Origin of the sequence: Clostridium prolinivorans (assembly GCF_004011155.1) — a bacterium.
Lineage (GTDB): Bacteria > Bacillota > Clostridia > Clostridiales > Clostridiaceae > Clostridium_AT > Clostridium_AT prolinivorans.
On record NZ_RJWG01000006.1, the window covers coordinates 116,646 to 135,609 of the forward strand.

The following is an 18,964-nucleotide window of genomic DNA, read 5'->3' on the forward strand; positions in this document are numbered from 1 at the left end:
CCCCAAATTTTAATATATAATGTTGAAGTTTTTATTTTCTTCTTTCCAATTACAGCTTTCTCTTGCAGAGCATTTAAAGCAGTTTCTAGATTTTTTATCACTAAAATAAATAATACTTGCTAATTTATTTTCATTATTATCTAAATTTCTATGTTCTGAAATAGCTTTAGTTATTTCATTTATTTCTTCTTCATTATAATTAGCTGATTTGAGAATATCAATTGATAATTCACAGCCAGCAATATTATGAGGAATTCCTTGTTCATATTGTTTTAATCTTCCAATATCATGTAAAAGAGCTGCAGCATATATAATATCCTTTTTTATATTTAGTTTATTTTCTAAATTTATAATATAAGCAATTCTTGCTACATCTAAAAAATGTTCTATATTATGCTTGCAATAAATTCTATCTTTTTCATAATTTTCGATTTTTTTAATACATTCAATATAAAACTTATTATTAAGTATTAAATTTATTCTGTCTATATTTTCATTCATCTCTTTCACCCTAATCTCTAATAAGCTCAAGAGCTTCTTCTCTAAGTTTTAAATTTTCTTCAAATATTCCTCTAACAGTTAAAGTTTTAGTTTTACTTCCTGGCTTTTTAATTCCTCTCATATTCATACATAAATGTTCAGCCTCTATTATAACTATAACACCTTGTGCATCAAGATATTTTTTTAATGCATCTGCTATATCAGAAGTCATTCTTTCTTGAAGCTGTGGTCTTTTTGCATATACTTCTACAGTTCTAGCAAGTTTACTTAACCCTGCAACCTTACCATTTGGTATGTAAGCTATATGGACTTTCCCATAAAAAGGCAAAAAATGATGTTCACACATGGAGTAAAAAGGTATGTCCTTTTCAATCACTATATCATTATTTTTAACAGAAAAAGTTTTAGACAAATGCTTTTTTGCACTTTCATCTATACCTGAAAATATTTCTTCATACATTCTTGCTATTCTATCAGGAGTTTCAATAAGCCCCTCTCTTTCAGGATCTTCACCTATTGCTTCAATTATCATTTTTACTGCTTCTTTTATTTTGTTATGATCTATCATGACTTAACTCCTTTTTTAGCTTTATTGTTTTTAATATATTCATTATAATAGTTCCTTATTTCTTCATAAATTTTGTGTTTGGGAAAATATAAATTCTCAAATTGTCTAACCCACATAACACCAAGCAAGCTGTTTGTAATAAACATTCCCTTGCATTGTTTAATAACACTTAATGGTATTTTCCCTTCAATTATATTAAATTTTGAGCCTAATTTATTAATAATAAAATTACGGACAACTCCATTTAAAAGTCCACATTCTACGGAAGGCGTTAATATAAAATCATCTAAAATTATGAATATATTTGACATAGTTCCTTCTGTAATATAATCATTTATATTCAAAAATACAGCTTCATCAAATCCTTGCTTTTGCCATTTCTCTTTTTCAATTATATTTTCAAGGTAATTAAAACTTTTTAAACTCACAATTGGGCTTTCAGGATTTTTTTTAATGCTGCTTAATTTAATTTTAAATCCTCTATCGTAATAATCTTCTGTATACTTTAGCTCACGTGCACTTAAAATTATATTTTTTTCAGAAACCATAATTTTAAGTGCGCAATTTGTAACTCCACATATATTATCATAAACCATTTTTGAATTAACTTCATTATTAATTTCTAATTTTTTAAGACCTTTATTTAATCTTTCTAAATGTTCATCTAAAAAAACAGGTTCTTTTAAAATAAGAATAGTTTCAAATAAGCCTTTACCAAAAAAGAAACCACTGTCATATTCTATAATAGGCTTATCATTTTTTATTAAATTGATTATCATATAGGCCCTTCTTTCCCAAGAACTTTCATAAGAGCAGCCGCCTTATGAAGAGTTTCTTCATATTCAAAAGCACAATCAGATTCCCATGTAATTCCTCCTCCAACACCAAAAGACGCTTTACCTTCCATCATTAATATAGTTCTTATTACTATGTTTAAATCAATGTTACCATCAAAACCTATATACCCTATTGAACCCGTATAAATATTCCTTCGAGCCTTCTCAAGTTCATTAATTATCTCCATAGAACGTATTTTAGGTGCTCCAGTAATAGATCCCCCAGGAAAACATGCCTTAATACAATCAATGCTGCTTTTTTCATCTTCAAGTTCTCCAATTACAGTAGATACTAAATGATGTACTGAAGGATATGTTTCAATTTTAAACATTTCTTTAACTTTTACTGAATGAGGTTTGCATACTTTACTTAAATCATTTCTCTCTAAATCTACAATCATTAAAAGTTCAGATTTATCTTTTTCGCTATTTTTGAGTTCTTCTAAAAACAATTTATCTTCTTTATTATTTTTACCTCTTGGTCTTGTGCCTTTTATTGGGCGAGTTTCTACTAGTCTATCTTTAATTTTTAAAAACCTCTCAGGCGACGAAGATAAAATTGCAAATTCATCCAAATTCATAAATGCAGAAAAAGGAGCAGGATTAATATGCCTTAAGTCTTTATAAACTTCATAAGGCTTTCTTTTACAATCACAAGTAAATCTTTGCGACAAATTAAGAACATAAGTATCCCCATTTCTTATATATTCTTTTACTTTATTTACAGTGTTTATATATTCTTCTTTAGTAAAATTAGATTTAAAAATTTTTTTATTAATATTATAGTCTGCATCATCGTAAACAATTTTTTTGCCATTTTTTATTTTGTTCTCTATTTCATTAATACTAGAACAAGTGTCTTTAAGTATTCCTAACGCTGTAATATAAGTTTTTTTTAATAAATTATCAATAATAATTATATTATCATAAAAATTAAAATATAAAGAAGGTATATTAATATCTTCATAAGATTTTTTAGGAATATTTTCTAATTCCATTCCAATATCATAAGAAATATATCCAATTCCTCCAGCTACAAAAGGTAATCCTGTTTTATTTTCAATATTATATTCTTCTAAAATATAATTTATTTTTTTAAATATATCTCCCTTTTCAATTACATCATTATATTTTATCAATCCATTTTTTACTTTTAAAGTCAAAAATGGATTGATACCAATAAATGAATACCTGCCAAGATTAGAAAAATCACTTCCACTATCTAAAATAGCCGAATTAATTTCATCTTTAAAAATAGAATATATATCAAATGGATCTAGCAAAGTATCAATAGCTTTAATTGATAATTTCAAAATCTATTCCTCCTGCCTCTAACTTCCAATAAAAAGTTTTTTAGCATCTTATGTCCATATTCTGTAAGTTCAGCTTCAGGATGAAATTGAACACCTTCAATTAAGTATTTTTTATGTTTAACTGCCATAATTACACCATCTTCAGTTTCAGCAGTAATTTTAAGCTCTGACGGCAAAGTATGTTTATCAACTATTAATGAATGATATCTTGTTACATTTATAGGATTTTTAAGTCCTTTAAAAACTCCCTGACTGTTATGATAAATAGGGGTTACTTTCCCGTGAACAGGTTTTTCCCCTTTTATTATTTTACTGCCAAAATAGCTGCAAATTGTCTGATGCCCTAAACAAATTCCAAGAATAGGAGTTTTTTCTTTAAAATAATGTACTACATCTAAACAAATACCCGCTTCTAATGGACTTTTAGGACCAGGCGATAGTATTATTGCTTCTGGATTTAATTCTTCTATCTGCTTTAAAGTTATTTTATCATTTCTATATACACATATTTCTTCATTTATTTCTTTAAAATATCTAAAAAGATTATATACAAAAGAATCATAATTATCTATCATCAAAATCATATTTAATTCCTCTTATATGTTTTTATATACTTTTAATTTTTTAATTATTATATAATATAATGGCATTTTTTTAAACAGTAATAATTTAATTATAAATTATTAAAATTTTTGTGTTAAATTTTTATTTTTTCAACTTTTTTATTTTAAAGTAAAATAAATTATTTTTTGCTTTTATTACATTAAAAACTATATATTAACATTTTCACTTGCATATATAAATAAAAATTAATAAAAACATAAATAAACTTCAACTATGAATAATATGATACTTTTCCCAAACATATTATGTAATATGGAGGTGAATAAATTGGAAAATAATATATCCAATAAAAATACTGAAAATTTAATAAATCTAATTCCTTATATACAAAATCAACTTTTAAATAAGAAACTACAAGGAAATAAATTTATTCTTTATACTAAAGATATATTTAATATAATGGAAATATTTGAACTTATTATTAATAAACAAAGTATTGAAAACAAATTATTTTATATAGAGCATATTTCTTATCAGATTCAACTTCAAATTGAAGACTATATAAAATAAGTTTGAAAAAAGTTTTGCAAGGAGTAGAAATATAATCCTCATTTTTCTATTCCTTGCAAAACTATAAAATTTAATTTTTATCTATTTTATTGGCTTTAATTTATCATTTATTAAATCCCATTCATAAGCTTCTCCAGTATTTACATTAACATAATACCAACCTATTGTAGCTACATGGTCTTCCATATTTTCATAAACTTGTATTACATAATAACTTTGATTATCACGATCTTGAATATGGTCATAAGCATATTTTATTTGTGAAGTACTATTTTTAACACATCCTTTAACTATTTCTACTGCTTTTTCTGGAGTTATTGTAGCACCAACTTTGTTTACAGTTTCCTTTTCTTTTTCTTTCATATTTTTTATAAATTGCTCTTCAATTTTAGCATCTAAAATATCTTTTAAGCTTTTAGCTTCTTTATTTTTATTATCAATTTTCAAGATTTCATCTAAATATTTTGTAGCTTCTTCATATTTATTTTCTTGAATAGAATTATTAGCTAATTCTATATTTTGTTTTATATATTCTTCTTTACATTGCTTAATTTTATCTTGAGCTTTATCATATAAATTTAAATTTTCTTTATAAATTTTATTTAATTCTTTTTCAGCTTCTAAATATTTTTTTTCATCCATTAAACTTATTCCTTTATTGTATATAGCTTTAATAGCTTTTAAATCTTTAGTTTTGTTATACCTATATATGCCTATCACGCCTATTATAAAAATTATGACTATCACTAAAAATATAATTACATTTTTCTTAAATGTTGTTTTATTCATAGTTAAATTCTCCCTTTGTATTTACACTGATTTAAATTCTTTAGGCCTATATTTTGTTAATCCAAAATAATATAATAAAGCATCAATAATTCTTTTACTTGCTAATCCATCTCCATATGGATTTATTGATTCACTCATTTTATCATACATACTAATATTTTTAATTAAAACTTCAGCATTTTTTAAAACATTAAGATAGTCAGTTCCTACAAGCTTAACAGTACCCGCCTTAACTGCTTCAGGTCTTTCTGTAACATTTCTTAATACTAATACAGGTTTCCCTAAATGAGGGGCTTCTTCTTGTAGTCCACCTGAATCTGTCATAATCATATAACATCTATTCATTAAATTATGAGTTTCTTTTGTATCAAGTGGAGGTAATAAATGCACTCTGCTTAGATTGCCTAAATATTTTTCTACAGTATTCCTTACAATTGGGTTTAAATGCACTAAATAAACTAATTCCACTTCTTCATTATTTAAAACTATATCTCTTAAAGCTTTGCAAATATTTTCTAAAGGTTCTCCCCAATTTTCTCTTCTATGAGCTGTAACCATTATTACTTTCCTATTATTATAATCAATTTTATTAAGTACATCATTAACAAATATATAATCTTTTTTTATAGTAGTTTTCATTGCATCTATAACAGTATTCCCTGTAATATATATTATTTCTTCATTTATTCCTTCATTTAATAAATTCTGTTTAGATCCATTTGTAGGTGCAAAATGTATATCACAAATTGTTCCAGTAAGTTTTCTATTCATTTCTTCAGGAAAAGGAAAGTATTTATTAAATGTACGTAAGCCAGCTTCTACATGTCCAACTTTAATTTGTTGATAAAAAGCTGCTAGAGAAGCTGCAAACGTAGTAGTAGTATCACCATGAACTAATATAATATCAGGTTTATAACTAGAAAATATATTTTCTAATCCACTTAAAACTTTATTTGTTATAGATGTTAATGTTTGTTTAGTAGTCATAATATTTAAATCATAGTCAGGCTTTATATCAAATAACTTAAGTACTTGATCTAGCATTTCTCTATGTTGTGCTGTAACACATACTGTCGATTCAAATTTGTTATTTTTTTCTAATTCTTTAACTAATGGTGCCATTTTTATAGCTTCTGGTCTTGTCCCAAAAATAGTCATAATTTTAATTTTTTCCATTTTATCATCTCCATATTTCATCATATTACTTTATAATATTTTATATATATCTATTATTTTATCAAAATATATTTATTATTCAATTTATAATTTATTGAGTTGTAACTAAAAAAGCTTGACATTTACTTATATTAGTCAAGCTTTAATAATTTATTTTTTATATACAGGTATATCAAATCTTAATATATAGTTTTTACATTTATCATATAAATTTTTTATACTATTTATTTGTTTTACAGCCCATCCTATGTCTGTCGCATATTGATGATTTCCCGGATTAGCTGGGTTCCATTTCATTTTATATAATGTGTCTTGCCCAGCATTTATATAACCCTTACCTATAAATTCAGCCCCTCCTATTATTGCATCTTCTGGCGTAAACCAATTATGCTCATAAGCATATTTCGCACCCCAAGCAACAGGATTTGGCCTATCTCCATCAGAAGAATAGAATGGTTTATCATAAGCTCCAACTCCATACATATTATATACTTTTTTACCTCCATAATATACTCCATTCGCTAAAGAGCTTGTACCGTTTCCAGTTTCTAATAGTGAATGTGCTATTAAATATATTTCATTTACATTATGTTTAAGTGAAGCTTCAATAAAATATTTAGCTTTTCCTTGTAATATACCTTTATTTAATAAAATATTATTAAGCTCAGATTCATTTATTCCAGCTTGTCCAGAAAGTTGTAAGAATTGATAAATATTTTTCTTTTCTAAAAAATTATTAGGATTAAGATAATATGCTACATCTTCTCTTTTAGCTTTTTGCCAATATTCCCCATTAGAGCCTCTGCCATATAAATCAGTTAAAGGGCTTCCATATTTCATTTGTTTATCTAATGCTTCTTCAAATGTTATAGTATAATTAGTATTCGTAATATATATTCCTTCGTCATTATATGGTTGTTTAGCTTTTGCAATAATTAAAAGTACTGCTGTTTCATTTTTTAAACTAGGTTCAACATTAGGAGCATTAAATATAGTTTGATATCCATTAATTGCTGGTGTAAAATTACCTTTCTTATGACTTCCTTTGCTCCATGATAATATTACTTTTGCACTATCATTTATGCCATCTATAAATCTCTTATCATTAGGATATAAATTTTGAGCTTCTATATTTATATCCAAAGCTTCATAAGGATTACTTGAAATAACTTTCTTCATTTTATTATAATATTCATCTGCTGTATACCAAATCTTTTTATTACTAGCAAGATTAAGATATTTATTTGTTTCAGATATGATCTCATCATTCACATTAATTGAATCTAATATAGTTTGATATCCATTAATTGCTGGTGTAAAATTACCTTTCTTATGACTTCCTTTGCTCCATGATAATATTACTTTTGCACTATCATTTATGCCATCTATAAATCTCTTATCATTATAATAAATCATTATAGCCTCATTTGATATATTAAATATATCATACGGAGCTGATAAACTAAATTTTGACATTATACTATAATATTCATTTGAAGTTATTGGGACTTTTTTATTTATAGCTAACTGCTTATTTCGTGTAGCAGCCTGCTTTATATAAAAATTAGCTGGTGAATTAATAACTGTATCATAGCCATTAATTGCTACACCAAAATTTCCTTTATTATGACTACCTATACTCCATCTTAAAATAGTAATTGCTGAATTATTTATTCCATTAATAAATCTATAATCATCTGAGTAAATACTATATGCTTCTTTATATATATTAAGAGCCTCATATGGATTAGTAGAACTATATGAAATAGCAGTATTATAATACTTATCAGCAGTCATAGTGCCTGCTTGAATACTGCTTGTTTTTGATAAAATTAAACTTGTAATAACCAAAACTATAATATTTTTCCTATATCTTAGCAATTTATCACCTCTTATCCCTACTTCATTAGCCTTGAGCATAATTCTAAGGTCTTGATATTACTAGCCCGTTAGGACTAATTTTTTTATCACTCAAATATATGTCATAGGATTTCCTCACTTTTTGTCGAATTATACTATATAAACACAAATAATATAAAAACAATAAGGAGGAAATCTCTATGTACCAACGTCAAGAAATTTTTAACATAATTGAACTTTTTACTTCTCAAAAGCTTATCAACTTTTATACAAGAATCTTCGATAATCTTGCTCTATCCTCATTACCCGATAGGGTACCTTCAAAATTTGGTCCTGCTGGATTTTCACGTCATGCTCTTTTTAGAGCTTTCATTGTCATGAAATGTGAGAAGCTTGGCCAAGTTACTGACCTTAAAGATTTTCTAGAAAATAATCTAATCATTGCTCAGCTTTATGGTTTCAATATTCTTAAGCCTTTACCTTCATACTGGGTTTTTCAGAGATTTATCAAAAATTTATCTAACTCTTATTTTAAAGAAATCATGAAAAATCAAGTTAATCTTCTTAAATAGCTAGGGTTTATTGACAACAACTTTATATCAGTTGATGACACTCCTGTTAATGAGTGGTTTTCACTCATTGGTAGTTATATTATTGCTGATAAAGGTTATGACTCAAAGCAAAATCATGATTTTATTCGTAATACCCTTAAAGGCCATGCCTTCATTGCATTAAATAAACATGGATCAAAACCTAAAAACTTAACATCAACAGGCAATGTAATATGCGATGCCGGATTAGCAATGCATAAAGATGGCAAACAATATTTTGATTCATATATTAAACAAAAGTTTTGCTGTCCTTTTAGGACTTCTAAAGATGATTCTTTATGTCCATGTAAACACGAAAAATTCTTTAACGGTAAGAAGAACAGAGGTTGTATAAAATACATAAGCATTGGAACTGATTATAGATCCTCTATAAATCGTGATTCTATATTTTTTAAGAAAATATACAGCCTTAGAACTGAATCTGAAAGATACAATTCTAGATGGAAGATTTTAAATATTGAACAAGCTTATGTTAGAAATATTAACTCTATTACTAATCTAAATACAATCGGACATATTTGCCTTTTAACTATTGCAATTGCTGCTATAAAATCTGGCTGTGTTGATAAATACAAATCCCTATCGGGATTAAAAAGGACAGCTTAAACTAAGTTGTATCAAAATTTTTAAGCATCAATTTTACCAAGGGGATAGTCTACCCTTTTTTGTTTCTTTAATTTCAACTTAAGTTCCATTTTAAATAGTTAAGCTATGCTTAATAACAATTGTAATAATTTAACTTTTATTGTTTTATTTTTTCTTTAATTATGCTCATATCTATTTTAAAACATTGGAAAAAAACATTTTTTATTTTTTATTTTTAATACTTAACATATTAACTTATAATTCTTAATATAATATTTATATATTTATTATACAACTTTTTTATACAATAAAAAATACCCTTTGTTTTAAGTGTATTCAAATGTCTATTAAATATATAAATTTTTTTCCCTAAATTATTACCAAATAACTTTCTATATTTTTTGTATTTTTCGAATTGTATTTTTTCTACTTCTGTATGCCATGAAGCAGCAAAATGATGTATACAATAAGTATTTTTAGTAAGAATAATTTCTCCAGTGATATAGTCTTTGGGGCAAAAATATTCTTTAGGATAAAGTACAATTCCCTCATCTATATTTTGAAATTTATTATTAAGATGTATGTTATATTTTTTTTTTGTCATATTTGTTATTGTAATAACATTAGTTGTAGTATCAAAACTTCCGTCTTCACAAATAAAATGCTTATTGTCATAAAATGATAAAAGATATTTTATCCATTCGTTACCTTTTTTAGCTCCCATAATCGCAGTTGGAATACTATTAACTGTTTCAAATCCTGAAAATGCATCATAACATAAAAATCTATCTATATTTCTTATTATTTCTACATCTGTATCCATATATATTCCACCATATTCATATAATACAAATAATCTTACATAATCTGTTACAAAAGCCCACTTTTTTGCTTGATATGCCTCCTTCACGTACATATTGGAATTAATGTCAAAATTATTTTCATTCCATTCTATAATTTTATAATCAGGACAATATTTTTTCCAACTATTTATACATTTTAAAGCTAGATCAGATAAAGGATTCCCTCCAAACCAACAATAGTGAATTATTTTAGGTATATTGCTCATATAAATCTCCTTTCTTTTTAATTTATAATATCAATTTTATACCTTCTTCTCAATATATAAATTTAGGTATTTAAGAAATTGTGTAAATGTATTAAAACTATTTCCATCAACCATAGTAGATTCTCCTGTATATTTAGATTAGACCTCTATATCATAAATAATTTCAGTAAGTATGGTTGATATATTTTTTATTTGTTACATTTATAATTAAGCATTTTTAAAATTAAATAAATTTAAAATAATATCTTTTAATATTTTTCTTTCTTCTTTTTCTAATATTAAAATTATATTTATAAATATACCAATAATAGCAGTTATAATACATATAATAAAAAATCTAATCCACGTATTAACTATAATTTTGTTTTTAATAAAAAATGATATTAGTGTTACTATAACAACAGATATTGTGTTTCTTACTATTAAAGGATAAAATGTAGTTTTCTTAAAATTTAAACATTTAGCTCCATATATAGGCAAAAAAGTTAATGTTCTTATAACTGCAACTATGGTACTTGTCCCTGCAATAATAAAAAGTTTTTGATTTGCATTTTTTGCAAATATTATTCCACTCATTGTAATTATAATCGATAGTAAACTTGTAAAAAATAATACTATAGATGATTGTTTTACTTTATTAGTTGCCGTAAACACATTCCATAAGCTTTCTTGTGGTAATGCAAAAACTAATTCGAAACAAGATATAATTGATAACATTTGCAATAGTAGTGCATTTTGGTCTGGAACCCATAATTTATAAAAAACATCTCCATATACAAATAATATTGACATAGGTATACATGCTAACATACCTAATAGTTTCATTGATAATAATAATTGCTTTCTTATATTGTCAAAATCATTTTGTGCATAACTAATTGTTAGTTGAGGTGCAAATATACTTGCTAACATAGAAAAAACTGATAATATCATTTGAGGCACCGTCTTTGCAATAGATAATATACCCATTGCTGATGCACCAATAAATATATTAGTAATAAGCAAATTTAACCCAGTTGCTAATATTGAGCTTAATTTTGAAAAAGAATTCCAAATGCCAGATGATAATAAAATTTTTATATAATTAAAATCAAAATATTTTTTTCTAATATTAACCTGAGGCAATAATTTTTTTGTATAAAATATATTTGTAATTATTATATATATAGTACACAGCAATGATGTTAATCCTATATACCATACAGAAGGTTCAAAAACATAAAATAATACTACTAATACTACTGCTTTTAATATATTAGTTTCTATTATTCTTTTTGATTCCAAATCTAGTCTATTTTTAGCAAATGGTGCTATTCCGAATACTGATCCTATTATATTAATTAAAAAATTTAAAAAAACAAATGTTAATAATAACTTTATATCAGTTAAAATATTATATGGAACATTTACTATTCTATTTATAAAAAATATAATAAATACTGAAGGAATGGTCATTACACTAGCTATAATTATATTTGCAAATATAACTGAAGTAAAATATTTATTTACAGATTTATCATCGTTTTTATAAAGGCTAATCGTAACAAATCTACCTGCCATTGAATTTAGAGCAACCGTTACTATTTGAGCATAATTAACAAAATCATTAGCTAATCCTACAAATCCATAAGCTTCTCTACCAACATTTTTAATTAAAAATGGGGCTAAAAAGAAACTTGTACCTGCGTTTACAATAAAAGCGACAATTTTTGCTATCATATTAATTGCCAATTGATTATTTTTCATATTATTACCTCTAATTTATTATAATCTCTGATTAAATTTAACTGTAATGATTTATCTTAAAATAAATTTTATTTAATACGTATTTTTATTACCTATTTTATAAATTTTTACAATTAATTTTGGAAATTTTATTATAGTACTCCTTATCCAATCTTTTTTTTGTAATTTTTCAATATTTTTTTCTAATTGTTTTAATTTATGATTATTATTTATGCAATCAATAATATAATAAGCATCATTTTTGGCAATACAATTCATCTCTTTATACATTGTTAATAAAACTTTAGTTATTATTATATAAATTAATGTATTTATTTTTTTATTTTTTAACTCATCAACAAAATTAATTAAACTTTCAATTATTTTTAATATATCTAAATAATTTTTATTTGACTTTGTTTTTGTAATACTTCCTTTTCTCTGTATATAATAATAAAATGGTTTATTATTATACTTTACCTTTTGTGCCAAAATATATGCTCTTGGAGTAAATTCTATATCTTCATGATATACTCCCTCCATAAAACAAAGTTTATTTTTTAATAAGAATTCTTTTTTGTACATATTTAACCACACCATAGGTAAATAGGCATTAAAATTTATTAAATCTTGTAAAAAATTTATTCCACAATATATATTATTTATATCAATATTTGCTTCCCTTATAATCTTTAAATCTTTACTATCATTATAATAATAACCATTAAAACAAATAATGTCCAAATCGTTAATCTCACATTCTTTATATAATTCTTCTAGCATTTTAGTATCTATAAAATCATCTGAATCTAAAAAAAATACATATTTACCTTTAGCATATTTTAATCCTATATTTCTAGCTGCAGAAAGTCCTTTATTTTTTTGTTCAATAATTAAAATATGTTCAAAATATTTTTTATATTTTTGTATAACATCAATTGTATTATCTGTAGACCCATCATTTACAACAATAATCTCAATTTCTTTTAATGATTGATTTAATAACGAATCTAAACATTTATTAATATAAGGTTCTACATTATATGCTGGTAATATTACCGACACTTTAATATCATTATCCTTCACTTTAACACCTTCTTAATTATTTTTTATTTTATACATCATATAAATTTCTATTATTTTCATCTTTATTATTAAATCCTTTCATATATAACCCGCATAAGCTAATGGATAAAAAAGTCGAACTCATTGGTTGAAAAAAAACATGTCCACCTAAAATACTAAAAATAATAATACAAATAAAAGATATGAAAAAGGGTCTTTTCACTTTAAAGTTTTCTTTTGGTATGTTTTTTATAAATATATAAACGCAAAAACCATAAGTTAGGATTACTCCAATTATTCCATAATAAAAAAATATATCAAATAAGTCCATTTCTATACTTTTTAAACCGTTAAGACCTAAGATATGTGCTAACTCTTTTTGTATTTCAAATGCACCTGATCCAATAAATATTTTTATAATACTAAAATTATTCAAAAAATATTTTGATATTTCTCTTAAAAAAATATTTCTTGTACTTAATAAATAAGTTATAATATTATAATTATTTGTTTTTTGCAAAGTAAATTGTATAAAATATATTTGTCTTTCTAAAATTTTTCTTAATATTAAATAACTATAATTATTTAATATTAAGAAGATTATTATTAATATTATCCCTATATAACTATATATATTTTTTACAGACTTATCATTATTAATAGAGTTAATCTTATAAATTTTATTATATACAAAATATAAAATAAATGAAAATATTGAAAAAAGTATGCTAGATTTAGTCCCAAGAAATATAGTTGGAATAATTATATAAACTAACATTAAAAATTTTTTAATATATTTAAACTTATTAAATTCCTTTTCTATAGCAAAAATCAAAAGTACAATCATGCTTATATTAAGACCATTTAATGATATAAATGATCCTTTATATCCAAATCCTTTTGTATAGCTTGAACTCCCTATATTTAAAACATATGAAGTCAAAATTAATATAGGCAAAATATATAAATTATTATTAATTGAACTTACTATTGTACTTAATTGAAATTTTTTTGCATCATAAAGTGAAAATATAGCTAATGTTAAAACTAAAAAATATATTAATTTAAACGAAGAATAAATATTGAAAAATTTGTTATAAAATAAAAAATTAATTCCTAAAAAAAATATAATAGAAAAGAAATACAATATTCTTTTGCTTTTCGTACTATTATATTTAAATATACAATATATACAAAACATTGTTACCAATACTCTAATAAACTGTCCAAGAGAAATATTGGGATTAACAAATTTTATCCAAATTCCATTTAAAAAATCAATAAATAATGTCAAAGAAAGTATATAATAAAATACTACTTCCTCAAATGACAATTTATTCTTTAAACCAAATTTCATATTTTTATCACTCTGCCTCTCAAAAATACATCCTTTATATATTGTAATTTAATTAACAAAATATCTTATTTTCTAAAAAATCAACTTACTGTTATAAATTTCAATCTGTTTTTATTAAACATTATTAATAAAAATATTTATTAAATCATTTTTAATATTATTAACTTCATACATACGACTAGTATTTAAAGCATTTTTTATCATAATTTTCTTATCATTTTCATCTAATTGAAAATACTTTAATATTTTTTCTTTTAGCATTTCACTGTCACCTGCTTCAAAAAAGAAGCCATTATATCCATCAATTATATAATCTTTCAATCCTCCTATATTACTACCAATTACAGGTATTCCACAAGCCATAGCTTCAATTCCTACAAGTCCTAAACTTTCACCCATTGTAGGAAAACAAAAAATTTTTAAAGAGTTATATATGTATATTAATTCTTCTTGAGGTAACAACGGAAAATGTATTATCTCATCTTGTAACTCATATTCTATTACTTTTAAATTGAATTTTTCTAATTCTTTCCCATCTCCTACTACAATTATTTTTTTATCATTAAAAAACTTTTGTTTTTTTAAAAGATACATTGCTTCTAAAAACACATTCCAACCTTTCTTTGTATCTATTCTCCCAACATATCCAATATAATCATACTGTGGATTTAATTTAAGTCTTTCACACACTAAATTTTTATCTTCTATTTTATAAAAATTTTCTTTATTTATCCCTGAAGATGGATAAACAAAAATTTTATTAAAATTAATATTAAAATCTTTATTTACCAAATTTTTAAAATAATTTGAAGGAACTATTATTAAATCACTGTTTTGTAATAATGTTTTTGTGTATAATTGTAATTTTTGTTGAAAATTAGTTTCTGGAACTATATCACTGCCATGAACATTTACAAATATCTTTATATTTTTTTTTATTTTTTTTAAAATAATAAGTGGTATTGCATTGTGAGATGCATAGTGTACATATATAACATCATATTTTTTAAAAATACCTTTAAATATAATATTAAAATAGAATAAAATATATTTAATTAACTTTTTTATTTTATTAGTTTGCTTTGTTAATACAATTTTATAAACTTTAAAATTGGAATTTTTTAAAATTTTTTCAGTGTTTTTTACAAAAACTCCATAATTAGGATATCTTTTGTTAGGATACATATTTGAAATTAATAAAATTTTTATTCTTTCTTTCATTGTTTTTATTCTCCATACTATATCTTAAAATATTAAAATATTAATCTTTTAGATTATCTAAATTTACTTTTTAGGACTAATTTAACAAATTTAAAATTCCCAATAATATATCTTCTCCACATCCTTCTTGGCTCCTGAATAAATCTATAAAACCATTCTAATCCTAAATTTTGCATCCATTTAGGAGCTCTTTTAGTTACTCCTGCAACTACATCAAAACTTCCACCTACCCCCATAACAAATGGTACTTTCATAATTTTCAAATATTCATTAATCCAATATTCTTTTTTAGGACTTGAAAACGCAACAAATAAAATATCTGGTCTTGAATTTCTTATTTGTTCTGCTATTTGTAAACTCTCATCTTCTTTAAAATATCCATTTCTATATCCCGCTATATTTAAATTAGGATATTTCTCTTTATAAATTTCAACTACTCTTTTTACTACTTCTTCTTTTGCTCCAAAAAAATAAATTCTATATCCTTCTTTAGCTGCTTCTTTTACTAAGTTATTAAAAAGATCTATACCTGTTACTCTTTCTGGGAGTGGTTTACCTAAAAGTTTAGACGCCCAAACTATGGATTGTCCATCTGCATTGATAAGTTCACAGTTGTTTATTATTTCTGTAAGTTTTTTATCTTTTTGCATAAGTACAGCTTTGCTCGCATTTATTACAACATGTTGTGTATATTTCTTACTTTTAATAATTTGTTTTATTTTTTCTATAGTTTCATCCATTGTAAGTGCATCTATATAACATCCCAACATATGTATCCTTTTATCCAATTATTTTCCCACCTTTTTATAATTATTACATTTAAAGGTTGTTATATATAACAACCTTTAAATTCTCCAATATTTAAAACCCAATTGTTTAGCTTTCTCAGAATCTACTACTGCTTTTGTATCTATATATATAGGAGATGTTTTCATTAAATTTTTAATATATTCTAAATCATCAAACTTTATTTGATACTGTTTTGTAAGTACTAATACAACATCAGCATCTTTTAAAGCCTCCTCTTGTGTATTTACTTTAAAAGGATATTTTGTTGGTACAATAGGATCAAAAGCCTTAACATCTGCCCCTTCTTTAATTAAAAGTTTAGTAATATCAATAGGTGGACTTATTCTATCATCATTAGAATAGTCTTTCATAGCTAATCCCAAAACTGCTATCTTAGAATTTTTTATATCTTTATTGACACTTTTTAATAATTCTTTTGTTTTATCAACTATAAATTGAGGTAATTTTTCATTTTTTTCACGTGCTAATTTTAACAATTCCATATTTACAGATAATTCATTTGCTTTAGGTGATATATAATGATAAGCATTAGGTATACAATATCCTCCTACTCCTGGACCTGGTGTTAATAAATTAACTCTTTTATGTGTATTAGCTAATCGTATAACTTCAAAAATATCTATTCCTAGAGCTTCAGCAAATCTTGCAAATTCTTGAGACATAGCAATATTGACATCTCTTTGAACATTTTCAAATACTTTTGAAGTTTCTACTGCCTTTATATTACTTGCTGGAACCATTTCGGCTTTACAAACAATCGATAAAAGACTCATTGCTCTTTGTAGGCTTGCTTCATTTATTGCTCCTACTAAAGTAGGCATATTAGCAAATTCATCAAAAGCATTACCTTCGGCTATTCTTTCAGATGCATAAGCTAAATAAAAATCTTCTCCTGCTTTCATACCTGATTCCTTCTCAAGTATAGGCAAAATAAACTCTTCAGTGGTTCCTGGAATAACAGTACTTCTAACTACAACTAAATCCTGTCTTTTAATATTTCTTCCTATTAATGTACAAGCTTCTTTTAGATGATCCATTATATAATTCCCATTCTTTATAGGAATTCCAACTGTTACAATTATATTATTGCAATTTTTAACTGCTCCTTCTGCATCTATAGTTGCTTTATATCTTCCTTCTTTAAGTTGAACTTTAAGAATTTCTTGTATAGTTACATTATAAAATTTTTCTGTATGATGTGTAATTCCATTATTTATATCTTCTACTAGGCTTGAATTAACATCAACCCCTATTGTATCACATCCTCTTAGTGCAAAACTTAATGCTAGCGGAAGTCCTACAAATCCTTGTCCAAATATACACACTTTCTTATTTAACGAACTTTCACTAATTTCTTCTTTTAAATTTCTAATTTTTGAATAATTATTTTCCATCTTATTTCCTCCTATTTAGCATTTTTATCTCCAAATAATACAAAAAATGTTTTAAATATTAATTTCATATCAATCCATGTATTTCTTTCTTCTATATATTTTATATCTAATTTCATCCAATCTTCAAAATCTATACTGTTTCTCCCCATAACTTGCCAGTAACATGTAAGCCCTGGTTTTGCTAATAACTTTTGCTTTTGATAATTTGTAAATTGGCTTACTTCTTTAGGAAGATTTGGCCTTGGGCCTACCAAAGACATGTCCCCTTTAAGGACATTAAATAATTGTGGTAATTCATCAATACTTGTTTTTCTGATAAATTTTCCTACTTTTGTTATTCTAGGATCATCTGTCATCTTAAACATAGGTCCAGACATCTCATTTTTGTCTTTAAGTTTATCAAGTAATTGTTCTGCATTTTCTATCATAGATCTAAATTTATACATTTTGAAAAGCTTTCCGTTTTTTCCTACTCTTTCTTGTGAAAATATAATTGATCCACCTGATTCAATTTTTATTGAAATAGCTGTTATTATCATTATGGGGCTTAATAAAATTATTCCAAACAAAGAACCTAAAACATCTATAAACCTTTTTGTTATATAATACCCCTTGCTCTTTTCAAATTTATTAATATTTTCATCTTTATTAATATTTTCATCTTTATAAACAGAATCTTCTTTTCTTATACTCTCCATAAATATTTCCCCCTATAAATTTGACATAAAATCTCACTATATGTCAACAATACATATTTTATTATACTAATATTAATGTATTTATTCAAATACATTGTATTATATTTATATTTTTTTGTATATTTCCTTATTTTATGACAATATTATTATATTATTTATTTTTCTATAAGTCTATATGAAGTCTATTGTAAATGATAAAATAAAAATGCACAAAAAGTGGAAAATAAAAATGTACAATTTTGTACATGAATT

Annotated in this window: 19 protein-coding genes; 3 read left to right on the forward strand and 16 right to left on the reverse strand. The window is 24.4% G+C overall.

Translation table 11 applies throughout. From position 1 onward, the window contains the following. Positions 1–9: 9 nt before the first annotated feature. From EGD97_RS07280 to EGD97_RS07300, 5 genes are read right to left on the reverse strand one after another with little or no spacing between them, the layout of a single operon-like run. The gene (locus tag EGD97_RS07280) at positions 10–501 is read right to left on the reverse strand and encodes an HD domain-containing protein (protein ID WP_228201986.1); all 492 of its coding nucleotides are present in this window, start codon (positions 499–501) and stop codon (positions 10–12) included. A gap of 10 nt (positions 502–511) precedes the next feature. After that, positions 512–1,066: a GTP cyclohydrolase I FolE gene (folE, locus tag EGD97_RS07285; protein ID WP_205693964.1), complete on the reverse strand. Its 555-nt coding sequence runs from the start codon at positions 1,064–1,066 to the stop codon at positions 512–514. After that, positions 1,066–1,848, reverse strand: a complete 783-nt coding sequence (locus EGD97_RS07290; protein ID WP_078682816.1) for an aminotransferase class IV — start codon at positions 1,846–1,848, stop codon at positions 1,066–1,068. The genes folE and EGD97_RS07290 overlap by 1 nt, the downstream gene beginning before the upstream one ends. Then, positions 1,845–3,218, reverse strand: coding sequence for an aminodeoxychorismate synthase component I (gene pabB, locus EGD97_RS07295; RefSeq protein ID WP_127836918.1), 1,374 nt, complete (start codon positions 3,216–3,218; stop codon positions 1,845–1,847). The genes EGD97_RS07290 and pabB overlap by 4 nt, the downstream gene beginning before the upstream one ends. Then, on the reverse strand, positions 3,215–3,802 hold the full coding sequence (locus EGD97_RS07300; RefSeq protein WP_127836919.1) for an anthranilate synthase component II: 588 nt from the start codon (positions 3,800–3,802) through the stop codon (positions 3,215–3,217). Before EGD97_RS07300 ends, pabB begins: the two co-directional genes overlap by 4 nt. 307 nt (positions 3,803–4,109) lie before the next feature. Between EGD97_RS07300 and EGD97_RS07305 the strand changes: the two genes are divergently transcribed. Beyond that, a complete protein-coding gene (locus tag EGD97_RS07305) occupies positions 4,110–4,352 on the forward strand; it encodes a hypothetical protein (RefSeq protein ID WP_127836920.1) in 243 nt (80 codons plus the stop codon). A gap of 81 nt (positions 4,353–4,433) precedes the next feature. Here the strand turns inward: EGD97_RS07305 and EGD97_RS07310 are convergent, their stop codons facing one another. The 3 genes from EGD97_RS07310 to EGD97_RS07320 all read right to left on the reverse strand — a co-directional run bounded on the left by EGD97_RS07310 (position 4,434) and on the right by EGD97_RS07320 (position 8,198). Then, a complete protein-coding gene (locus EGD97_RS07310; RefSeq protein ID WP_127836921.1) occupies positions 4,434–5,141 on the reverse strand; it encodes a CDK-activating kinase assembly factor MAT1 in 708 nt (235 codons plus the stop codon). Between the two features lie 21 nt (positions 5,142–5,162). Then, positions 5,163–6,317 (reverse strand): non-hydrolyzing UDP-N-acetylglucosamine 2-epimerase, encoded by a 1,155-nt coding sequence (wecB, locus tag EGD97_RS07315; RefSeq protein WP_127836922.1) that lies wholly within the window; start codon positions 6,315–6,317, stop codon positions 5,163–5,165. A gap of 150 nt (positions 6,318–6,467) precedes the next feature. Next, positions 6,468–8,198 (reverse strand): N-acetylglucosaminidase, encoded by a 1,731-nt coding sequence (locus EGD97_RS07320; RefSeq protein ID WP_164850173.1) that lies wholly within the window; start codon positions 8,196–8,198, stop codon positions 6,468–6,470. Positions 8,199–8,377: 179 nt separating this feature from the next. Between EGD97_RS07320 and EGD97_RS12565 the strand changes: the two genes are divergently transcribed. Both EGD97_RS12565 and EGD97_RS12570 read left to right on the forward strand, forming a co-directional pair. Beyond that, on the forward strand, positions 8,378–8,749 hold the full coding sequence (locus tag EGD97_RS12565) for a transposase (protein WP_228201987.1): 372 nt from the start codon (positions 8,378–8,380) through the stop codon (positions 8,747–8,749). A gap of 81 nt (positions 8,750–8,830) precedes the next feature. Further along, complete coding sequence (locus tag EGD97_RS12570) at positions 8,831–9,394, forward strand: transposase (RefSeq protein ID WP_228201989.1); 564 nt, start codon at positions 8,831–8,833, stop codon at positions 9,392–9,394. 229 nt (positions 9,395–9,623) lie between these two features. Here the strand turns inward: EGD97_RS12570 and EGD97_RS07330 are convergent, their stop codons facing one another. The 8 genes from EGD97_RS07330 to EGD97_RS07365 all read right to left on the reverse strand — a co-directional run bounded on the left by EGD97_RS07330 (position 9,624) and on the right by EGD97_RS07365 (position 18,712). After that, a complete protein-coding gene (locus EGD97_RS07330; RefSeq protein WP_228201990.1) occupies positions 9,624–10,448 on the reverse strand; it encodes a glycosyltransferase family 32 protein in 825 nt (274 codons plus the stop codon). 201 nt (positions 10,449–10,649) lie between these two features. Then, the gene (locus EGD97_RS07335; RefSeq protein WP_127836925.1) at positions 10,650–12,188 is read right to left on the reverse strand and encodes a lipopolysaccharide biosynthesis protein; all 1,539 of its coding nucleotides are present in this window, start codon (positions 12,186–12,188) and stop codon (positions 10,650–10,652) included. 72 nt (positions 12,189–12,260) lie between these two features. Continuing rightward, a complete protein-coding gene (locus EGD97_RS07340) occupies positions 12,261–13,253 on the reverse strand; it encodes a glycosyltransferase (protein WP_127836926.1) in 993 nt (330 codons plus the stop codon). Positions 13,254–13,281: 28 nt separating this feature from the next. Further along, positions 13,282–14,589, reverse strand: a complete 1,308-nt coding sequence (locus EGD97_RS12805) for an O-antigen ligase family protein (RefSeq protein ID WP_127836927.1) — start codon at positions 14,587–14,589, stop codon at positions 13,282–13,284. Positions 14,590–14,703: 114 nt separating this feature from the next. Beyond that, entirely contained in the window at positions 14,704–15,810 is a 1,107-nt protein-coding gene (locus EGD97_RS07350) for a glycosyltransferase family 4 protein (protein WP_127836928.1), read from the reverse strand. Between the two features lie 53 nt (positions 15,811–15,863). After that, entirely contained in the window at positions 15,864–16,598 is a 735-nt protein-coding gene (locus tag EGD97_RS07355; RefSeq protein ID WP_127836929.1) for a WecB/TagA/CpsF family glycosyltransferase, read from the reverse strand. Between the two features lie 57 nt (positions 16,599–16,655). Continuing rightward, on the reverse strand, positions 16,656–18,014 hold the full coding sequence (locus tag EGD97_RS07360; RefSeq protein ID WP_127836930.1) for a nucleotide sugar dehydrogenase: 1,359 nt from the start codon (positions 18,012–18,014) through the stop codon (positions 16,656–16,658). Between the two features lie 11 nt (positions 18,015–18,025). After that, complete coding sequence (locus EGD97_RS07365; RefSeq protein ID WP_127836931.1) at positions 18,026–18,712, reverse strand: sugar transferase; 687 nt, start codon at positions 18,710–18,712, stop codon at positions 18,026–18,028. Positions 18,713–18,964: the final 252 nt, after the last annotated feature.

Bases quoted from the DNA above. Each gene is read 5' to 3' on its own strand.
- EGD97_RS07280 (WP_228201986.1), bottom strand. From the start codon at position 501: ATGAATGAAAATATAGACAGAATAAATTTAATACTTAATAATAAGTTT.
- EGD97_RS07290 (WP_078682816.1), bottom strand. From the start codon at position 1,848: ATGATAATCAATTTAATAAAAAATGATAAGCCTATTATAGAATATGAC.
- EGD97_RS07300 (WP_127836919.1), bottom strand. From the start codon at position 3,802: ATGATTTTGATGATAGATAATTATGATTCTTTTGTATATAATCTTTTT.
- EGD97_RS07310 (WP_127836921.1), bottom strand. From the start codon at position 5,141: ATGAATAAAACAACATTTAAGAAAAATGTAATTATATTTTTAGTGATA.
- wecB (WP_127836922.1), bottom strand. From the start codon at position 6,317: ATGGAAAAAATTAAAATTATGACTATTTTTGGGACAAGACCAGAAGCT.
- EGD97_RS12565 (WP_228201987.1), top strand. From the start codon at position 8,378: ATGTACCAACGTCAAGAAATTTTTAACATAATTGAACTTTTTACTTCT.
- EGD97_RS07335 (WP_127836925.1), bottom strand. From the start codon at position 12,188: ATGAAAAATAATCAATTGGCAATTAATATGATAGCAAAAATTGTCGCT.
- EGD97_RS12805 (WP_127836927.1), bottom strand. From the start codon at position 14,589: ATGAAATTTGGTTTAAAGAATAAATTGTCATTTGAGGAAGTAGTATTT.
- EGD97_RS07350 (WP_127836928.1), bottom strand. From the start codon at position 15,810: ATGAAAGAAAGAATAAAAATTTTATTAATTTCAAATATGTATCCTAAC.
- EGD97_RS07360 (WP_127836930.1), bottom strand. From the start codon at position 18,014: ATGGAAAATAATTATTCAAAAATTAGAAATTTAAAAGAAGAAATTAGT.
- EGD97_RS07365 (WP_127836931.1), bottom strand. From the start codon at position 18,712: ATGGAGAGTATAAGAAAAGAAGATTCTGTTTATAAAGATGAAAATATT.